Source organism: Pseudoalteromonas sp. S558 (assembly GCF_005886635.1).
Lineage (GTDB): Bacteria > Pseudomonadota > Gammaproteobacteria > Enterobacterales > Alteromonadaceae > Pseudoalteromonas > Pseudoalteromonas aliena.
Window position 1 is genome coordinate 1 of sequence record NZ_PNDU01000100.1, and the last position, 17808, is coordinate 17808.

Below are 17808 nucleotides of genomic sequence, written 5' to 3' on the forward strand. Positions count from 1 at the left end.
CAAACGCAGCATAAATGCCAAACAGGCGCTGCCCAAAGGGTTCTTCCTAGGGGCTATTTACTCTTTGTTGCTCGGTTTTTACTTAGCCCACTAGGTTGCGAACCTCGCGCCGCGATTAAATAGCCCCTAGTTTGAACAAATTTTAATCCGCAAAGATTAACAGACCCTAGCCAAAGTGAATAAGTTAGTGACAACCATTAGCTAAAAGTATTGGGAAATAGTTACTTACAAGCAGCGCGTTTTTACATGGTAAAAACGCGTTTTTTTGGTATTTAATTTGTTTTAATTTTTTAATGCACTAATTTTAAATTAACTATTACTTATTAAGTGCTCATAAATGTCAAATTCAAAAAATAATTTATTTTTAAAAATTAGTCACTGGAGTTTGAAAACTAAATTAACTTTGATTTTTTTATTCGTTGGAATTTTACCGGCACTAATAACAACCACCATTTCTACATTACAATCTAAGTCGCGCGTTGAGCATAATATATCGCAATCGCTTGAAGCAATTAACCAAATTAAACGCACTCAAATTGAGGATTATTTTAAGCAAAAAACGGCTGATATTGAATTATTGGCTATGATTATTCCGCAAATTAATAAAGACAGTTACGACAGCTTTTTCAGCGAATACATTAAAAAATATGGCTATTACGATCTGTTTTTAATTGATGATGAAGGGTTAATTTATTATACCCAAGCAAAAGAATCAGATTACCAAACGAATATTTTAAATGGAAAATACGCGAGTTCAAATTTAGGGACACTTATTCAGGAAGTTAAACTTTCAAAACGTTTTGGTATTGTTGACTACAAACCTTACGCCCCAAGTAATGACGAGCCCGCAGCGTTTATTGCAATACCAGTAGAGAATAGTGAAATTATAGTTGCACTACAGCTCTCCAGTGAAGGTACTAATCAAATAATGGGAGTGCGTGATGGCATGGGTAAAACGGGAGAAAGTTATCTCGTTGGCGAAGATAAGTTAATGCGCTCTGATTCGTACCTTGATCCAGAGGGGCACTCTTTAAAAGCAAGCTTTGCAGGTAACGTGAAAAACAATGGTGTTAATACTGACGCTGTTAATTTTGCTCTGAATGGCCAGCAAGGCACTAACATAGTTAAAGATTATAATGGTAACAATGTATTGTCTGCTTATAACAGTATAAAAATTGGCAATTTTAACTGGCTTATATTAAGTGAGATAGATGAATCAGAAGCTTTTGAGTCGGTTAACCAAGGCGTGCTTTTTAGTACGATACTTATTATAGGAGCAGCAGTTATTGTTGTTTTTATAGGTGTTTTCTTTTCCCGAAAAATAGCAAATCCAATTATTGTTGCTTCTTTATTTGCTGAGAAAGTCGCATCAGGTGATCTAAGTAGTAATATTAAAGTACATGCCCACGACGAAGTAGGCATGTTACAAGTAGCGTTACACACTATGTTAGAAAACCTACGCAAAATGATCAGTGAGTTATCTAATGTTGCACTTCAACAAGGCAGTACTGCTACAGAGCTTGCTTCTGTGACTGAGCAAACTAGCTTGGCAGTGACAGAGCAGCAAGCGCAAACTATACAAGTTGTTGCTGCTACAACCGAAATGAGTGCAACTATAAAAGAAATCGCGAGTACAACGTCAAATGCATCTCTGATTTGTGAAAACATTCAAACTATGGCTCGAGAAGGCTCTGAAAATAACGATAGCACTTATAATGCGCTTGTTTCTTTAGGTGAAGCAACGCAAGCCACGGCGCAAGAGGTGACCAATTTACGTCATAATTCAGAGAAAATAGTTAACGTATTAAGTGTGATTAAAAAAATAGCAGATCAAACCAATTTACTCGCCTTAAATGCTGCCATTGAAGCTGCGCGAGCAGGTGAACAAGGGCGAGGTTTCGCAGTTGTTGCTGATGAAGTACGTAGCCTTGCGAAGTCGACTCAAGAATCAACTATGGAAATTGAAGTTATCATTGAAGCCGTTGTTAATGCGAGTAATGCAGCAGTAAAAACGATGACGACAAATGTTGACCATACAACCCAAGTTCAGGAAATCGCGAGTAAAGCTAATCTGATTAATAACAAAGTAGCAAAAGAAGTTGGTGGGATTTTTGATATGGTTGTTCAAATTGCAGCCGCTTCAGAAGAACAGACCACCACGATAGATGAAATAGCACGAAATATTGAAGCTATAAACATGGGGATATCTGAAACGGAGCAAGCGGTTAGAGATATTGCAGAATCTAGTAGTGAGCTATCTCGTATGGCGAGTAATCTAAATGATGAAACGCAGAAATTCACTTTGTGATAGCAATACATTAGCTATGAAAGTTATAGCTAAGCGCTATAAAAAACCATAGTAGATGAATCTATAACAGCCATGCTTGAGGCTATAAACTAGGTGAACGTATTTTTAATATTAGAGAGTGCGTTTATGTATATACATCTTGGAGATAAGCGTTGTAGTTAAAATGTTATATCTCCCTTAAAGGTGTCTGAAATATTTAATAATTTATATAAGAGCTAACCGCTCAAAACTTTTGGCCCTGAAATTATATGACGCTGATTTTATTACGAATGATTTTTACCCCGTCCATATTTTCTAAAAACTTTTGAGCCAACGCACGCTGAAAACCAGTTTGTGCTGTGCCGTATAAATCTACCTCGCCATCTTTTACCTGCACACGAATATTGCTAAGTACAAAATTAGGGTTAGTGCGTAGCGTGTTAGTAATGGTTTGTTGTAAGTTAGGTACAGTTGCTACACTGCTCACTACCGCTAAACTTGTTTGAAAATATTGATTGATATTTAACCTTTCGTACTTTAGAGTTAACACTTTAAAAATAATGGATTATTTTAATGAGTTCCTTTTCTTCAAGCGCAAAAAACACCTACTAAAATATTATAACCATCACCCTAAAGAAGTTGGTTCACAACTTTATATTAGGAATAAACAATATTACGACTCTAAAGGTTTTACTTCCACAGACTGCATCACTTATGCATTAAATGTAATGTCTGCTGCATTTTCAGAGGTAGGTAATAGTGAGGCTAAAAATACGATTTGGAAAAAGGGACACAGTGGTATTATTACTGCTCAATATTTAGTGAATAACCTCGGTTGGGAAACCGTTTATATTAATGCTGATATCAATCACCCTGCAGATGGCGAAAATAAGCATCCTTTGGCATATTTACAGCAAGTTAAAAGGGACGGTAAATACTATAACGTGCCTGTTCATCATGCTCTGACAAATTATCGCCCAACGGATAAAGAATCGGCTCAGGAGCAAGGTTTGTGGAAAATCTATAAATCAAGAGGTTTAAAAGTTGGCCCAACAACACTCAATATAGTTGACTATAATACCATGAGAAAGATTCCCTTCGGCTTCGGCGTTTCAAATGGTGGTATGCATACATGGCTTTTTGCTGAAGGATACGTTTATGAAGTTCATTAGGACGGTATTGGTACTAGCCTTTACGAAAAAACACCTTTGAACTTATTTAACTGGCTATCCGGAGTTATTATTGTACCAAAAGATTCATCAGGATTATTAAAATCACTACCACAAGTGGCTCGGCATTTACATGAATAAAAAAAGTATAATTCATTGTTCTATAATTTTATTTGCTTTAAGTTTTATTACAGGCTGCACTTCATTAAATAATACTCAGCAAGATAATACTAAAGAGCTTAATAAACGGTATGGTTTAAGTTATCAATTAACAGTTGAAAACGATAACGCAGGAATTATTTTTTATGATCGCGATAATAATTTTATAACGCAAGTAGCTTTTCCTGATGAAGATGTATACGTGAGAAGAAAAGAGTTATTAGAATTTTGCGATGCAGACAGCTCTTTATGTTCAGACAGGAAGCCTGAAGGTAGTTTTGTTAGTTGGTCACCTGGTGGTGATTTTTTAGCCGTTTTTGCGGGGAACACCCAAGGTTTTTGGTTTTTACCAACAATTGAAATAACCAAGTCTGCATTTAATGAAAGTCATATACTCAAGGTTGGACTTCATCAAACAACTAACCAGTTTAATATCGGTTTGTTTCATCAAACCGGTGAGTGGTTAAATAACGAACAATATGTTTTTTCAGCTGGCTTGAGTGGCAATAATTTTATTTATAAGTTCAACACAAAAACAAAGGAACTTAAGGGTTTTCCTTTTGAGCTAAATGAAGATTCTACAGTGAGCAATTTCGAAGAAGTATTTGTTGATAGTTATTCTTCGCAAAAAAGTAGTTTTAAAATAAGTGATGTGACTAAACAATTAGAAAAATTAAAATAAAAAAGAGCAGCTTGTGTTGGAGTAACAAGCCGCGCTTATGAGTTAGTTATACAAATAGGTTTATGTGGTGCGTATTAAATAACGCTGATTTTGTTGCGAATGATTTTTACTCCATCCATATTTTCTAAAAACTTTTGAGCCAACGCACGCTGAAAACCAGTTTGTGCTGTGCCGTATAAATCTACCTCGCCATCTTTTACCTGCACACGAATATTGCTAAGTACAAAATTAGGGTTAGTGCGTAGCGTGTTAGTAATGGTTTGTTGTAAGTTAGGTACAGTTGCTATACTGCTCACTACCGCTAAACTTGTTGCTGCACTTACTTTCGTAGCGCAAGCTAATAAAAATAAACAACAAAATGATATTAAAGCGATAGTTGATTTAAAGCGGTTCATAACTTAATCCTTACATTACGGTTAGATAGTGTAGCCACAATATGGAAACTCCATCGGCTGAGTTACCGTTGTAAATACAATATCGATGCCAAGGTTAATATGCTGAAATATAAGGGGATTTTATTAAGTGGGAATTCAGGTGGGCAAAAATTACATTTAAATGAGTATGAGTTACATGCTTTGATTACAATTGTTACAGGCACAAGCTTTGTGGGTACTGTATTTGCAGGGATTAGGCTTTTGAAGACAAGCTTTATTGCTCACGGATTTTTTTACTAAAGTTTTGTGTAAATATGGCTTATAAAATTTAATGGATTATTTATATGGCGCATAATTACCGTGAGCTTTTAGCCTATATAGGTTGGGGAAATAAAAAGGTCACAATTGAGCTAATTAAGCTTACTAAAAATGGGCATTCATATTACTTTCAAGGTGAGCTATGGCTGCGAAATTTAAGAGGACTTGGTGACTCTCGTTGTTCTTCTGCATCAGGGGAAAAGTTAGAAATTGCTATACTTAATCGAAATCGTACACCTTACTGGGTTGAATCAGATAAAGTAATTATAGCTGAGTCAGCAGCTGAGCGTTTTGAACACTGGACAAAAGGTACATTATAATAGTTGAGCTGGACGCATTAAAAAGCCGACAAAAGCCGGCTTAGTATAAAAATGTTTTAGGTTACTTTTTCTTTTTAACCTTGGCCTTTTTCTTGGCTTTCATTTTTACTGGGTCTTTACGCTTTTTAGCTGGTGGCTTAGCTTCTTTATGCTGTGGTTCAACACCTTTAATTACACGGCGTTTTAATTTTTGCTCAACGTAGCGCTCTACTTTATATAAAATACCAATGTCGTGTGCTTCAACTAACGATATTGCTATCCCTTTTTTACCAGCACGACCGGTACGGCCAATACGGTGTACGTATACGTCGGCGGTACGTGGCATATCAAAGTTAATAACATGGCTGATGTCAGACACGTCAATCCCACGTGCAGCTACGTCGGTAGCAATTAATATACGTGTTTTGCCACTATGAAAGTTTTCCATCGCTTTCATACGTTTGTCTTGAGGCATTTCACCGCGTAACCATGCAGCTTTAACATCATTGTTGGTTAATTCGCCAATCAGTGTTTCTAGGCGCTCACGGGTCTTTACAAACACAATTGCTTTAGTAACATCAGGGTTTTTAAGTGTGTTTACTAATAATTCAAGTTTATGATGATAATCGTCAGCTAAATGAACCCACTGATGAATCTTGGCTTTTTCTTTACGTGATGACTCAGCTTCAAGTAATGCAGGGTCGTTAAGTGTTGTTTCTGCAAATCTCTCTACACTGTCACCTTCAAGGGTTGCTGAGAATAAAAAGCACTGACGACGATTTCTAGCTTCGTCACATATACGCTTCATTTCTTTTTTAAAGCCCATGTCTAACATGCGATCAGCTTCGTCAATAATGAGCATTTCTACGTGTTCAGCATGAAAGTTTTCAGTTTCTAAATATTCCATTAAACGCCCCGGTGTGGCGATTAATATATCATTGTTTTTTTCAAATATTTCTTTATGCGTGCCGTAATTTATACCGCCAGTTACGACGCCTATCTTTAGGTTAGTTCGCTTTGCAAGTAGTTCACATTGCTCATGAATTTGATAAGCAAGTTCACGCGTTGGAGTCATAACTAGCACGCGTGCAAACCCTGGATCACGGCGCGGGAAATCCAATAAATATTGAATAGCTGGAATTAAAAATGCTGCGGTTTTACCTGTGCCTGTAGGCGCTGATGCTAAAACATCACGCCCTTTAAGCGCTTCAGGAATCGCTTGTTGTTGAATACTTGTTGGGGTTTCGTAACCCATTTTATTAATAGCGTCGAGTAACTTGTTATCAAGATCAAAGTCAGAAAATTGCATAGAGTGTCTAAAATAAGGGACAATTACTTGCAATTATACGCGCTATCCACCAGTTGGTGAATGAAAAGGTGAAAAAATGTCTGGTTTTGCATTTAAACAATTTAAGGTTGCACATGAACAGTGCGCAATGAAGGTTTCTACTGATGGAATTTTACTTGGTGCATGGGCCAATTTAAGTGGAGCTAAGTCATTATTGGACATAGGTACAGGTACGGGGCTAGTGGCGTTAATGTGCAAACAACGTAATCCAGAACTTACCATAACAGCTGTAGAAGTTGATGAGCACGCGTATGTTCAAGCATTACAAAATGTAGCTAATAGCCCGTGGCCAGCAATAAGTATTGAGCACCAAACTATTCAAAGCTTTAGTAGTGACGTTAAGTTTGATGTGGTTATTTCTAATCCGCCGTATTTTAATCACAGTTTAAAAGGCGATAATGCAGCGCGTAATACGGCTCGTCATACAGATGGCCTAAGTTTTGATGAGTTAATTAGTGCATTTAAGCGCTTGAGCCATAGTGGCTCTCGCTTTAGCTTAATACTGCCGAACGTTGAAGGCGCATTATTTATTGAGCTTGCTACTAAAAATGGGCTTCACTTAAATACTCACTGCCAAATAAAAGCCACACCCAATAAAGAGGTAAGCCGCAGCTTAATGACATTTAGTTATGTAAAAAGCGATATAGAATCATCAATTCTGTGTATTAGAAACTTAGATAATACCTACACTGCTGATTATATAGCTCTGTGCAAAACATTTTATTTAAAAATGTAAATTATTTAGTAATAAAGGATAGTTTACCCGCTATGCATACGTATTCAGTTTCTATTTAGGCAATATCTAAACTAGTGTTAACAGCTTGTAAATAACGTGAGTGCGCTGTTTCACTCGCTCAACAATTGGATCACACACTATGACACTCAATAAAATCATCACCACCGCAGGTTTAAGCCTAGGATTGCTCTTACCTAGTATTGCGACTGCTACGCCCACTACATTTGTGCATTTATTTGAATGGAATTGGCAAGATGTAGCGCAAGAATGTGAACAGTATTTAGGGCCGAAAGGCTATGCTGCGGTACAGGTTTCTCCCCCAAATGAACACATCACAGGCAGTCAATGGTGGACACGCTACCAACCTGTTAGCTATGAGCTGAAAAGTCGTGGCGGTAACCGCGCACAGTTTATTGATATGGTTAATCGCTGCAGTGCAGCAGGGGTTGATATTTACGTCGATACACTTATTAACCACATGGCAGCAGGAAGTGGTACGGGCACGGCGGGTAATAGTTTTGGTAATAAAAGCTATCCTATTTATAGCCCTCAAGATTTTCATCAAAGTTGCACTATTAACAATTCTGATTATGGTAATAATCGTTATCGAGTGCAAAATTGTGAACTTGTCGGCCTTGCTGATTTAGATACGGCTTCAAACTACGTACAAAATACTTTGGCAGCCTATATTAACGACTTACAAGCTATTGGCGTAAAAGGCTTTCGGTTTGATGCTGCAAAGCACGTTGCTGCAAGTGATATTCAAAGTTTAAAGACGAAAATAAACGGCTCACCAGTCATATTTCACGAAGTAATTGATCAAGGTGTGGAGGCTGTGAGTGCTTCTGAATATTTAAGCTCAGGTTTAGTAACTGAATTTAAATACAGTACCCAACTAGGTAATACTTTTAGAAAGGGTTCGCTTGCATGGTTAAGTAACTTTGGTGAAGGGTGGGGCTTTATGCCTAGCTCTTCTGCCGTCGTTTTTGTCGATAATCACGACAATCAGCGAGGTCATGGTGGTGCGGGAAATGTAATTACCTTTGAGGATGGGCGTTTATACGACTTAGCCAATGTGTTTATGTTGGCTTATCCGTATGGTTATCCAAAAGTAATGTCGAGTTATGATTTTCATGGAAATACTGATGCTGGTGGACCAAATGTACCTGTACATAATAACGGTAACTTAGAGTGTTTTGGTAGTAACTGGAAGTGTGAGCATCGCTGGTCATATATTGCAGGCGGGGTCGATTTTAGAAATAACACCGCCGATAACTGGGCGGTAACAAACTGGTGGGATAACACAAATAATCAAATAGCGTTTGGGCGTGGTAGCTCCGGTCATATGGCCATTAATAAAGAAGATTCAACACTCAATGCGACTGTGCAAACTGATATGGCGTCTGGTCAATATTGTAATGTGCTAAAAGGTGCGCTGTCGGCTGATGGCAAGCGTTGTAGTGGTGAGGTTATAGCAGTTAATGCTAACGGCACTATTAATTTAAATGTTGCTGCTTGGGATGCAATGGCGATTCATAAAAACTCTAAATTAAATACAAGCTCTGCGCCAAATACAGGGAGTGACTGGCAACGAACCGTTATTTTTATTAATGCACAAACACAAAGCGGGCAAGATATGTTTTTGCGTGGTGGCGTAGATCATGCTTATGCAAACGCAAATTTAGGTCGAAATTGCCAAACAAGTAACTTTGAGTGCGCAATGCCTATTCGTCATAATAATCTAAAAAATGTGACAACAAGCCCTTGGAAAACAAATGATAATTACCTTGATTGGTATGGCATAGAAAATGGACAAAGTGGCGAAGCAGAAGGCTCTGCCACAGACTGGACAACGAACGTTTGGCCAGCAGGTTGGGGAGCTGAAAAAACGCTAAGCGCTGATGGTTTTGGTGTTACACCACTAAATATATGGGGTGAACACTATTGGATGCTTGATGTCGATATGGATTGTAGTAAAGCGGTTAATGGCTGGTTTGAGCTAAAGGCATTTATTAAAGATGGCCAAGGGTGGGAGGCTGTAATAACTCAAGCTAACACACCTTATACAAGTACTAATCATATGGCGCAATGCGGAAAAATTAATAAATTTGAGTTTAATAACTCAAATGTAGCCATTCGTAGTTTTTAAAATTTAGCGTAACATTGTAAATTTAAACCTAAACAAACGATTCCCGATTTGTTTAGGTTTTTTAGGTACTGTTCTTTCATAGTGTGTTTATAAATCACCTGTTATGATTCACTCATTAGTTACATTAAATTAAGACAACACAATGAAAAAATTAAATAAAATAATATTACTAAGTGCATTTTCTGCGGTTTTTATGGCAAGCCAAAGCGCGTTTGCTGCGATAACACCTGTTGGGCTTTGGAAAACGATTGATGAGGATACTAGTGAAGCTAAATCGTATGTGCGTATTACCCAAACTAACGGCGTTTTAAGTGGTAAAGTTGAAACTATCCTAGACCCTACAAAACAAAATGATATATGCAGTAAGTGTGATGATGAGCTAAAAGATCAACCTATTTTAGGAATGACCATTATTACTGATGTAAAAGCACAAGAGGATGGCGTATGGGGAGACGGTGAAATACTCGACCCAACAAATGGTAAAACCTATACCTTACAACTAACAGTGCAAGATGAAGGTGAAAAGCTTGAAGTTCGCGGCTATATTGGCTTTTTTTTCCGCAACCAATATTGGTTGAAAGTTGAGTAATTACTTTGTTGCGTAGCAATAATAGCTACGCAATTTAAATTAAAGCGTTTCACCGTATTCAGTCATTACTTGTTCAACCCAAGTCGCAATACGGTCGTCACTCAGCTCATATTGACTGTCTTCGTCCAGCGCGAGTCCTACAAATTGTTTGCCATCGGGCGTGAGTGCTTTTGAGGCTTCAAATTCGTAGCTACTATCGTTTGGCCAAAAACCAAGTTGAGTAAATGTTTGCGTATTTATTTCATCGTGAAGCATGCCCAGCGCGTCTTGAAACCACTGCCCGTAGCCTTGTTGATCGCCCATACCAAATAAAGCAATGGTTTTACCATTTAGGTTTACGTCGGCTATGTCATCCCACTTTGACTCCCAGTCTTCTTGTATTTCACCAAAATCCCATGTTGAAATACCAAAGATGATAAAGTCATACTGCTCTGCATTTTTTAGTGGCTCGTCTTTAATATTGTGCAGGGTAACGATATCGGCACCAATAATGTCGCGAATCTTTTCTGCTGCCATTTCGGTGTAGCACGTAGTAGAACCAAAAAATAAACCAATTTGCATCGTATTTATCACTGTGTAATTGCTTGATATGATAGGCTCAAGTTTACCGTAAGGTATTTTTAATTGATACCTTAGCAAAGCATGAGAGCATAATGTGACAACGCTATCTGACGATTTTCCCGAAAATAATAGCAGTATGAGCAGTAATAGCGACTACCTAGAAACCTTTTTAGATAGCCTGTACTTAGAGCAAGGCGTAAGCGAAAACACATTAAGTGCTTATCGCAGTGATTTAGATAAATTTTGCCTGTTTTTAAAAGGCGAAAACTTACTAAGTGTAACGGGGCTTGATGTAGAAAGTTACTTGGCCCACCGAGTCGATTTAGGTTTAAAACCACGCAGCACTGCGCGTAGTATTAGTGCTTTAAAACGTTTTTATCAGTACTTTGTGCGCGAAAAACTAATTAGCGATTCACCTATGCTAAATATTGCTCAGCCAAAAGCAGGGCAGTCATTACCTAAAACACTCTCAGAAGCTGAAGTTGAAGCATTATTAAATGCGCCCAACACCGAAGAGGCTATGGGCCTGCGCGATAAAGCCATGTTAGAGGTGTTGTACGCAACGGGTTTGCGTGTGAGTGAACTCGTTGGGCTGCGCATGGAGCAAATTAATTTGCGCCAAGCGGTTGTGTTTGTAAAAGGTAAAGGTAATAAAGAACGTTTAGTGCCGCTTGGCGAAGAAGCTATGTATTGGCTTGAACAATTTTTAAAGAGTGGGCGTGCGCAAATGATAAAGCACGCCACCGATTTTGTGTTTCCGTCTAAACGCGGTGTTGGCATGACGCGACAAACTTTTTGGCATAGAATTAAACACTATGCTATTTTGGCTGCTGTGGAGTCTCCAATATCGCCCCATACTATGCGACATGCGTTTGCTACGCATTTGTTAAATCATGGAGCCGATTTACGTGTAGTACAAATGATGTTGGGTCATAGTGATTTATCAACCACACAAATTTATACCCATGTTGCAAATGAACGACTAAAATCGGTGCACGCGCAGCATCATCCGCGCGCTTAATTTGAAATTTATTACGACTAAGCCGGTCAATTTATAAGTATTTTTGGAATAGAGAAAATTATGAAAAAATTAATGTTAGCAGGTGCCATGTTGTGCACAAGCATTGGTGCATTTGCAAATGGCGTTACTGTCACTCCAGATGCTAATGATCCGATAGTTACTAAATTTGCGACTTTAGGCGTAACAGTTAAGCAAATTAATCCAAGTCCAGTCGCTGGCTTAAAAGAATTGATCACTAACAAAGGCGTGCTTTATGCTAGTCCAGATGGTCAATTTTTAATGCAAGGTACATTAATCGACCTAAATAATCGAAATAACTTAACAGAGCAAGCGCTAAACGGCGTGCGTGTTGAGGGTATTAAAGATTATGAAGACTCGATGATTGTGTACAAAGCACCAAACGAAAAGCACAGCATTACCGTATTTACTGATATTAGCTGTGGCTACTGTCGTAAATTACATCGCGAATTAGATGATTTACTTGAAGCGGGTATTACCGTTAAGTACCTTGCGTTTCCACGTGGTGGCCTGCAAGGTTCTGGTTATACAGACTTAATGAATGTGTGGTGTGCTAAAGATCAGCAAGAAGCACTAACAGAAGCTAAATCGGGTGCAGATACCAAAGTAATTGCAGGGTGCAGTGCACCAATTGCTGAGCATTACCAACTTGGTCAGAGCTTTGGTATTAGCGGCACACCCGCTATTGTTTTAGAAGATGGTACGATGATCCCAGGTTATCAGCCAGCGGCAGCATTAAAAGCAGCCCTAGATGCTAATAAAGCGTCATAATACGCTTTATAACTAATAAAAAGGCCTTTATGGCCTTTTTTTGTCTTTTTAATACGACTAAATAAGTTAAAAATCTGCATGAAAAAACTGATCATTGCGCGCGAAAACGTTGACGATTCACACCTACCGAGTAATTTACACCCAGTAATAAAACAAATTTATGCCAACCGTCATGTGTTCAATGCCGATGAGCTAGACAACAGCGTAGCTACGCTTCATGATTTTAAATTGTTCAAAGACATAGATAAAGCCAGCGATTTATTAATAGACGCATTAAAGGCGCAAAGCCACATTTTAATAGTCGGCGATTTTGATGCCGATGGTGCAACGAGTACGGCCACTTTAATGCAAGGTCTTTCGATGTTTGGCTTTAAGCATTTAGATTACTTAATTCCGGATCGGTTTAGCTTAGGCTACGGTTTAAGCCCAGCCCTTGCAGAGCAAATAGTACAAATTAAGCCTGATTTAGTGATCACCGTAGATAACGGCATATCGTGTATTGCCGGTATTGATATTTTAAAAGCGGTTGGCATAAAAGTGCTGGTAACAGATCACCACTTACAAGGTGAACAACTACCAAATGCCGATGCAATAGTAAATCCAAATAGGCATGAATGTGATTTCCCGTCTAAATCTATTGCAGGCGTTGGTGTTGCTTTTTACTTATTAATAGCGCTAAGAAGCGTAATGCGAGATTTAGGTTATTTTGAGCAGCAACCGCCGCCTAATTTAGCTAATTTACTCGACATTGTAGCGCTTGGCACAGTGGCTGATGTTGTAGCGCTTGATGCAAATAATCGCACTTTAGTATATCAAGGCTTAGCACGAATTCGCAGCGGTAAAACACGCCCAGGTATTACCGCGCTTATTGAAGTGGCTAATCGTAATGCTGCTCGCTTAAGTGCAAGCGACTTTGGTTTTTCACTTGCGCCTCGTTTAAATGCAGCAGGGCGATTAGATGACATGAGTTTGGGTATAGCGTGTTTACTAAGTACCGACATAAACCAAGCGCGTAGTATAGCGAGCGAGCTTGATAGCTTAAACTTTGCAAGGCGCGAAATAGAGCAAGGTATGCAAGCCCAGGCGCAGGCCGTGCTTGATAGGCTCGCGTTTAACGACGACAATATCCCTGATGCTATTTGTTTGTTTCAAGATGATTGGCACCAAGGTGTTATTGGTATTTTGGCAGGTCGCTTAAAAGAAAAATACCACCGCCCAACGGTTATATTTGCTGGTGGCGAAAACGGTGAAATTAAAGGCTCGTGCCGCTCTATTGAAGGGCTACACATGCGCGATTTACTCGAAGGACTCAATACTGCCGACCCGCATTTAATCAATAAATTTGGTGGTCATGCAATGGCTGCTGGTTTAAGTATTAACGAGCAACACTTTAACGATTTTAAAAAAGCGTTTGATACTGCAGTTAGTGCTCAGCTTAGTGAAGAAAGTAAACGTTGTATTGTGTTTACCGATGGCGAGCTGCCAAACGACTGCTTTACAATGGAGTTTGCTCAGCTATTAAAGCAATCAGGTCCTTGGGGGCAACAATTCCCTGAGCCCGTATTTGAGCATACATTTGAAATAATACAGCAGCGTATAGTCGGCGAAAAGCATTTAAAGCTGGTGTTAAAGCATCAATCAGGGCGGTTAGTTGACGCCATTGCCTTTGGTATTGATGTAAAAGAGTGGCCCGACACAGAAGCGAAGTTTGTAAAAGTAGCGTACCAGCTCGATATAAATGAGTTTAGAGGTAAATTTACACTGCAATTAATCGTTAGAGAGCTTGAAAAAGTGCATTAAAAAATATGCACAAAGCATGCATAAAAGGCTAATAAAGCGCGTGGTTTTTTGTTAAAATCGGGCGTTTTTATCATTTGACGATAACTTACGCGGTATAAACGCGCGTAAATCAGCTATTTTGGAGTAATGACCATGTTTGAAGTGAATCCTGTGATTAATCAAATCAAGGAAATTCGCGAACGTACTGAATTGCTTCGGGGGTACCTTTGACTACGCTCTTAAACAAGAACGCTTAGAAGAAGTTAACGCCGAACTTGAAGATTCAGCCGTATGGAATGAGCCAGAGCGCGCACAAGCGCTTGGCCGTGAAAAATCAGCATTAGAGGCAGTTGTTGAAACAATCGACAACCTTGTAGCCGGTACTGATGACGTTGAAGGCCTGCTTGAACTTGCTGTAGAAGCCGAAGATCAAGATACCTTTGATGAAGCACAAAGCGAGCTTGCCGATCTAAACGAGCAGTTAGAAGGCTTAGAGTTTCGTCGTATGTTTTCAGGTCCTCATGACTCAAACGATGCGTACCTTGATTTACAATCGGGTTCTGGCGGTACTGAAGCACAAGACTGGTGTAATATTCTACTGCGTATGTATTTACGTTGGGGCGAGGCTAAAGGCTTTAAAGTTGAGCTAGTTGAAGCAACCGACGGTGATGTTGCCGGTATTAAAGGTGCAACAGTGCGCTTTGTTGGCGAATATGCTTACGGTTGGTTACGTACAGAGACAGGCGTACATCGCTTAGTACGTAAAAGTCCGTTTGACTCAAGTGGTCGTCGTCATACTTCGTTTGCTTCTGCGTTTGTATACCCAGAAATTGACGATAATATTGAAATTGATATGAATCCGTCAGACCTACGTATAGATGTTTACCGTGCATCGGGCGCGGGTGGTCAGCACGTTAACACCACCGAATCGGCGGTTCGTATTACTCACGTACCAACAAATACCGTAGTGCAGTGTCAAAACGAGCGTTCGCAGCATAAAAATAAAGCCCAAGCGATGAAGCAGTTAAAAGCCAAATTATTTGAGCTTGAGCTACAACAGCAAAATGCTGAAAAACAAACGCAAGAAGACGCTAAATCTGATATTGGTTGGGGTAGTCAAATTCGTTCATACGTACTTGATGACGCACGCATTAAAGATTTACGCACCAGCGTTGAAAACCGCAATACCCAATCTGTACTTGACGGTAACTTAGATAAATTTATTGAAGCCAGCCTTAAATCTGGCCTATAACCACCAAGCTAATAAAGAGCTAAAAAATGACTGATAAAATCCAAGACGAAAACAAGTTAATCGCTGAGCGTCGCGGCAAGTTAGACGCGATACGTGAAAATTGCCCAGCCAACGGTCATCCAAACCAATTCCGTCGTGAGCATTACACGGCTGATTTGCAAGCCCAGTTTGGTGATAAGAGCAAAGAAGAATTAGTTGAGCTACAAGAAGTTGTGTCTATTGCTGGGCGTATTTTAGCAAAGCGTGGACCGTTTTTTGTAATTCAAGACATGAAAGGTCGCGTACAAGCGTATGCATCTAAAGATGTTCAAAAAGATCTTAAAGAAAAATATGGTCAGCTAGACACTGGCGATATTATTGGTGTTAAAGGCGCGTTAAATAAATCGGGTAAAGGCGATTTATACGTAGAAATGACAGAGTATCAACTATTAACTAAGTCACTTCGTCCATTGCCTGAAAAATTCCATGGCTTATCGGATCAAGAAACTAAGTACCGCCAACGTTATGTTGATTTAATCACTAACGAAGCAACGCGCGAAACATTCCGTATCCGTTCACAAGTTGTTGAAGGAATTCGTCGCTTTTTAGCAGAGCGTGACTTTATGGAAGTAGAAACACCCATGCTACAGGTTATACCGGGTGGTGCATCTGCGCGTCCGTTTGTAACTCACCATAACGCGCTTGATATCGATATGTATCTACGTATAGCGCCAGAGCTTTACTTAAAGCGCTTAGTGGTAGGTGGTTTTGACCGTGTATTTGAAATTAACCGTAACTTCCGTAACGAAGGGTTATCTACGCGTCACAATCCAGAATTCACAATGATTGAATTTTACCAAGCATACGCTGATTACATCGACCTGATGAACATCACCGAGGACATGCTACGTACAGTTGCAACTAACGTATTGGGTAGTCCAATCGTTATAAATACAACCAAAGACGAAAACGGTGAAGTTACAGACTCGGTTGAGTATGACTTTGGCCAACCGTTTACACGTTTAAGCATGGCGGACGCAATATTAAAATATAACCCTGAGTTTGATGCTGCGGTATTTAACGACCCAGAAAACCACTTTGACGAATTAAAAGCGTACGCTAAACAAGTGCATGTTAAAATTCCTGAAAACTGTGTTTGGGGCCCTGGTAAGTTCTTATGTGAAATATTTGAAGAAACAGCAGAGCACATGCTTATTCAACCTACGTTTATTACTGGCTACCCGTGGGAAGTATCTCCACTTGCACGCCGTAACGACGAAAACTCATTTGTGACAGATCGCTTTGAGTTTTTTGTTGGCGGTCGTGAACTTGCAAATGGTTTCTCTGAGCTTAATGATGCACAAGACCAAGCTGAGCGCTTTACTCGCCAAGTTGAAGAGAAAGACGCAGGCGATGATGAAGCAATGCATTACGATGAAGACTATATACGCGCACTTGAGTACGGCTTACCGCCAACGGCAGGTGAAGGTATTGGTATTGACCGTTTAGTCATGTTGTTTACTGACTCATCAACAATTAAAGACGTTATTTTGTTCCCGCATATGCGTCCACAAACCGACTAAGCTTTTGGATAAAACAAAGTAAGTTAATAAACGCCGCTTAATAGCGGCGTTTTTGTGTTTAGGGTTGGTTAATACGAAATTCAGCTTCATTAATTTATTGTTATTGCAGTTTTTAGTATCAAAAACGGCAGTGATATAACTTTTTGATATGACTTTTTTTAACCTTATGTTGTATTTATGTAAAATTCTTAGCTACACTGTGGCTAAATTTTAGGCAGTCTGTAATCGATGCTTTAAATACAAATACTTAAATGGACTTATAAAATAATAAAATGAAAAATAAACGAGTTGAAGAGCCACTAGAGCCTTGTACAACTGAGCAAGAACGACAAGCTTACTACAGAGCGTGTATCGCTGAATTTCAGCAATTGGGGTATCAAGAGCAGTATTTAGCAAGCTTAACTGACGATTTAGTACCAGCGCAGGGTATTACGGCTGTTAGCAAAGACTCAAAGTTAGTTTAATAATCAAACTAATTACACTTTAAAACCAATCATATGTGTGATCTATAACCATATAACCACTTTTGGTAGAAAAGTGTTTGACATATTTTCTTAAATCTTTATTATACGCCCCACAAGACGGAGAGGTGTCCGAGTGGCCGAAGGAGCTCCCCTGCTAAGGGAGTATAGAGTTTGTAGCTCTATCGAGGGTTCGAATCCCTCCCTCTCCACCATTTCCTTTAATGGCGTGTTTTGTAAATATTTAAAGTATGGGTGCATAGCTCAGCTGGA

The 17808-nt window shown here is 39.2% G+C and carries 18 protein-coding genes and 1 tRNA gene; 15 read left to right on the forward strand and 4 right to left on the reverse strand.

Annotated elements, in window-relative coordinates; all coding sequences use genetic code 11:
• Positions 1-337: 337 nt before the first annotated feature.
• The gene (locus CWB66_RS08155) at positions 338-2308 is read left to right on the forward strand and encodes a methyl-accepting chemotaxis protein (protein ID WP_138584974.1); all 1971 of its coding nucleotides are present in this window, start codon (positions 338-340) and stop codon (positions 2306-2308) included.
• 244 nt (positions 2309-2552) lie between these two features.
• On the opposite strand, the gene CWB66_RS08160 is transcribed toward CWB66_RS08155, so the two are convergent.
• On the reverse strand, positions 2553-2774 hold the full coding sequence (locus CWB66_RS08160) for a BON domain-containing protein (RefSeq protein ID WP_252371723.1): 222 nt from the start codon (positions 2772-2774) through the stop codon (positions 2553-2555).
• Between the two features lie 73 nt (positions 2775-2847).
• On the opposite strand from CWB66_RS08160, the gene CWB66_RS08165 reads away from it, so the two are divergent.
• Positions 2848-3459 carry a hypothetical protein gene (locus tag CWB66_RS08165; protein ID WP_138584975.1) on the forward strand — a complete coding sequence of 204 codons (612 nt, stop codon included), beginning with the start codon at positions 2848-2850 and terminating at the stop codon, positions 3457-3459.
• A 130-nt stretch (positions 3460-3589) separates the two neighbouring features.
• Entirely contained in the window at positions 3590-4297 is a 708-nt protein-coding gene (locus CWB66_RS08170; RefSeq protein WP_252371724.1) for a hypothetical protein, read from the forward strand.
• 74 nt (positions 4298-4371) lie between these two features.
• Here CWB66_RS08170 and CWB66_RS08175 read toward each other — a convergent pair whose 3' ends face one another.
• Entirely contained in the window at positions 4372-4692 is a 321-nt protein-coding gene (locus CWB66_RS08175; protein WP_138584976.1) for a BON domain-containing protein, read from the reverse strand.
• Between the two features lie 99 nt (positions 4693-4791).
• On the opposite strand from CWB66_RS08175, the gene CWB66_RS08180 reads away from it, so the two are divergent.
• Both CWB66_RS08180 and CWB66_RS08185 read left to right on the forward strand, forming a co-directional pair.
• Entirely contained in the window at positions 4792-4971 is a 180-nt protein-coding gene (locus CWB66_RS08180; protein WP_138584977.1) for a hypothetical protein, read from the forward strand.
• A gap of 44 nt (positions 4972-5015) precedes the next feature.
• The gene (locus tag CWB66_RS08185) at positions 5016-5309 is read left to right on the forward strand and encodes a hypothetical protein (protein ID WP_138584978.1); all 294 of its coding nucleotides are present in this window, start codon (positions 5016-5018) and stop codon (positions 5307-5309) included.
• Between the two features lie 61 nt (positions 5310-5370).
• On the opposite strand, the gene srmB is transcribed toward CWB66_RS08185, so the two are convergent.
• Entirely contained in the window at positions 5371-6597 is a 1227-nt protein-coding gene (srmB, locus tag CWB66_RS08190) for an ATP-dependent RNA helicase SrmB (RefSeq protein ID WP_077536996.1), read from the reverse strand.
• Positions 6598-6673: 76 nt separating this feature from the next.
• Between srmB and CWB66_RS08195 the strand changes: the two genes are divergently transcribed.
• The 3 genes from CWB66_RS08195 to CWB66_RS08205 all read left to right on the forward strand — a co-directional run bounded on the left by CWB66_RS08195 (position 6674) and on the right by CWB66_RS08205 (position 10110).
• Complete coding sequence (locus CWB66_RS08195; protein ID WP_138584979.1) at positions 6674-7372, forward strand: tRNA1(Val) (adenine(37)-N6)-methyltransferase; 699 nt, start codon at positions 6674-6676, stop codon at positions 7370-7372.
• 139 nt (positions 7373-7511) lie between these two features.
• Positions 7512-9521, forward strand: coding sequence for an alpha-amylase (locus CWB66_RS08200; protein WP_138584980.1), 2010 nt, complete (start codon positions 7512-7514; stop codon positions 9519-9521).
• A 142-nt stretch (positions 9522-9663) separates the two neighbouring features.
• Positions 9664-10110, forward strand: coding sequence for a DUF2147 domain-containing protein (locus CWB66_RS08205; protein WP_138584981.1), 447 nt, complete (start codon positions 9664-9666; stop codon positions 10108-10110).
• Between the two features lie 39 nt (positions 10111-10149).
• Here CWB66_RS08205 and fldB read toward each other — a convergent pair whose 3' ends face one another.
• Positions 10150-10671 (reverse strand): flavodoxin FldB, encoded by a 522-nt coding sequence (gene fldB, locus CWB66_RS08210; protein WP_007583764.1) that lies wholly within the window; start codon positions 10669-10671, stop codon positions 10150-10152.
• Positions 10672-10765: 94 nt separating this feature from the next.
• Here fldB and xerD point away from each other — a divergent pair, with 94 nt between their 5' ends.
• The 7 genes from xerD to CWB66_RS08245 all read left to right on the forward strand — a co-directional run bounded on the left by xerD (position 10766) and on the right by CWB66_RS08245 (position 17750).
• Positions 10766-11692, forward strand: coding sequence for a site-specific tyrosine recombinase XerD (gene xerD, locus CWB66_RS08215; RefSeq protein ID WP_077537000.1), 927 nt, complete (start codon positions 10766-10768; stop codon positions 11690-11692).
• Between the two features lie 60 nt (positions 11693-11752).
• Positions 11753-12481 carry a bifunctional protein-disulfide isomerase/oxidoreductase DsbC gene (gene dsbC / locus CWB66_RS08220; protein ID WP_077537001.1) on the forward strand — a complete coding sequence of 243 codons (729 nt, stop codon included), beginning with the start codon at positions 11753-11755 and terminating at the stop codon, positions 12479-12481.
• 78 nt (positions 12482-12559) lie between these two features.
• Positions 12560-14281, forward strand: a complete 1722-nt coding sequence (gene recJ, locus CWB66_RS08225) for a single-stranded-DNA-specific exonuclease RecJ (protein ID WP_138584982.1) — start codon at positions 12560-12562, stop codon at positions 14279-14281.
• A gap of 132 nt (positions 14282-14413) precedes the next feature.
• Positions 14414-15512, forward strand: a protein-coding gene (prfB, locus tag CWB66_RS08230; RefSeq protein WP_138584983.1) for a peptide chain release factor 2 whose coding sequence is annotated in 2 segments (ribosomal slippage) — positions 14414-14488 and positions 14490-15512 — 1098 coding nt in all. Because the reading frame shifts where the segments join, the coding sequence is not laid out codon by codon here.
• Positions 15513-15538: 26 nt separating this feature from the next.
• The gene (lysS, locus tag CWB66_RS08235; RefSeq protein ID WP_138584984.1) at positions 15539-17074 is read left to right on the forward strand and encodes a lysine--tRNA ligase; all 1536 of its coding nucleotides are present in this window, start codon (positions 15539-15541) and stop codon (positions 17072-17074) included.
• 272 nt (positions 17075-17346) lie between these two features.
• Positions 17347-17538 carry a hypothetical protein gene (locus CWB66_RS08240; protein WP_138584985.1) on the forward strand — a complete coding sequence of 64 codons (192 nt, stop codon included), beginning with the start codon at positions 17347-17349 and terminating at the stop codon, positions 17536-17538.
• A gap of 119 nt (positions 17539-17657) precedes the next feature.
• Positions 17658-17750: transfer RNA gene (locus tag CWB66_RS08245), tRNA-Ser, on the forward strand.
• Positions 17751-17808: the final 58 nt, after the last annotated feature.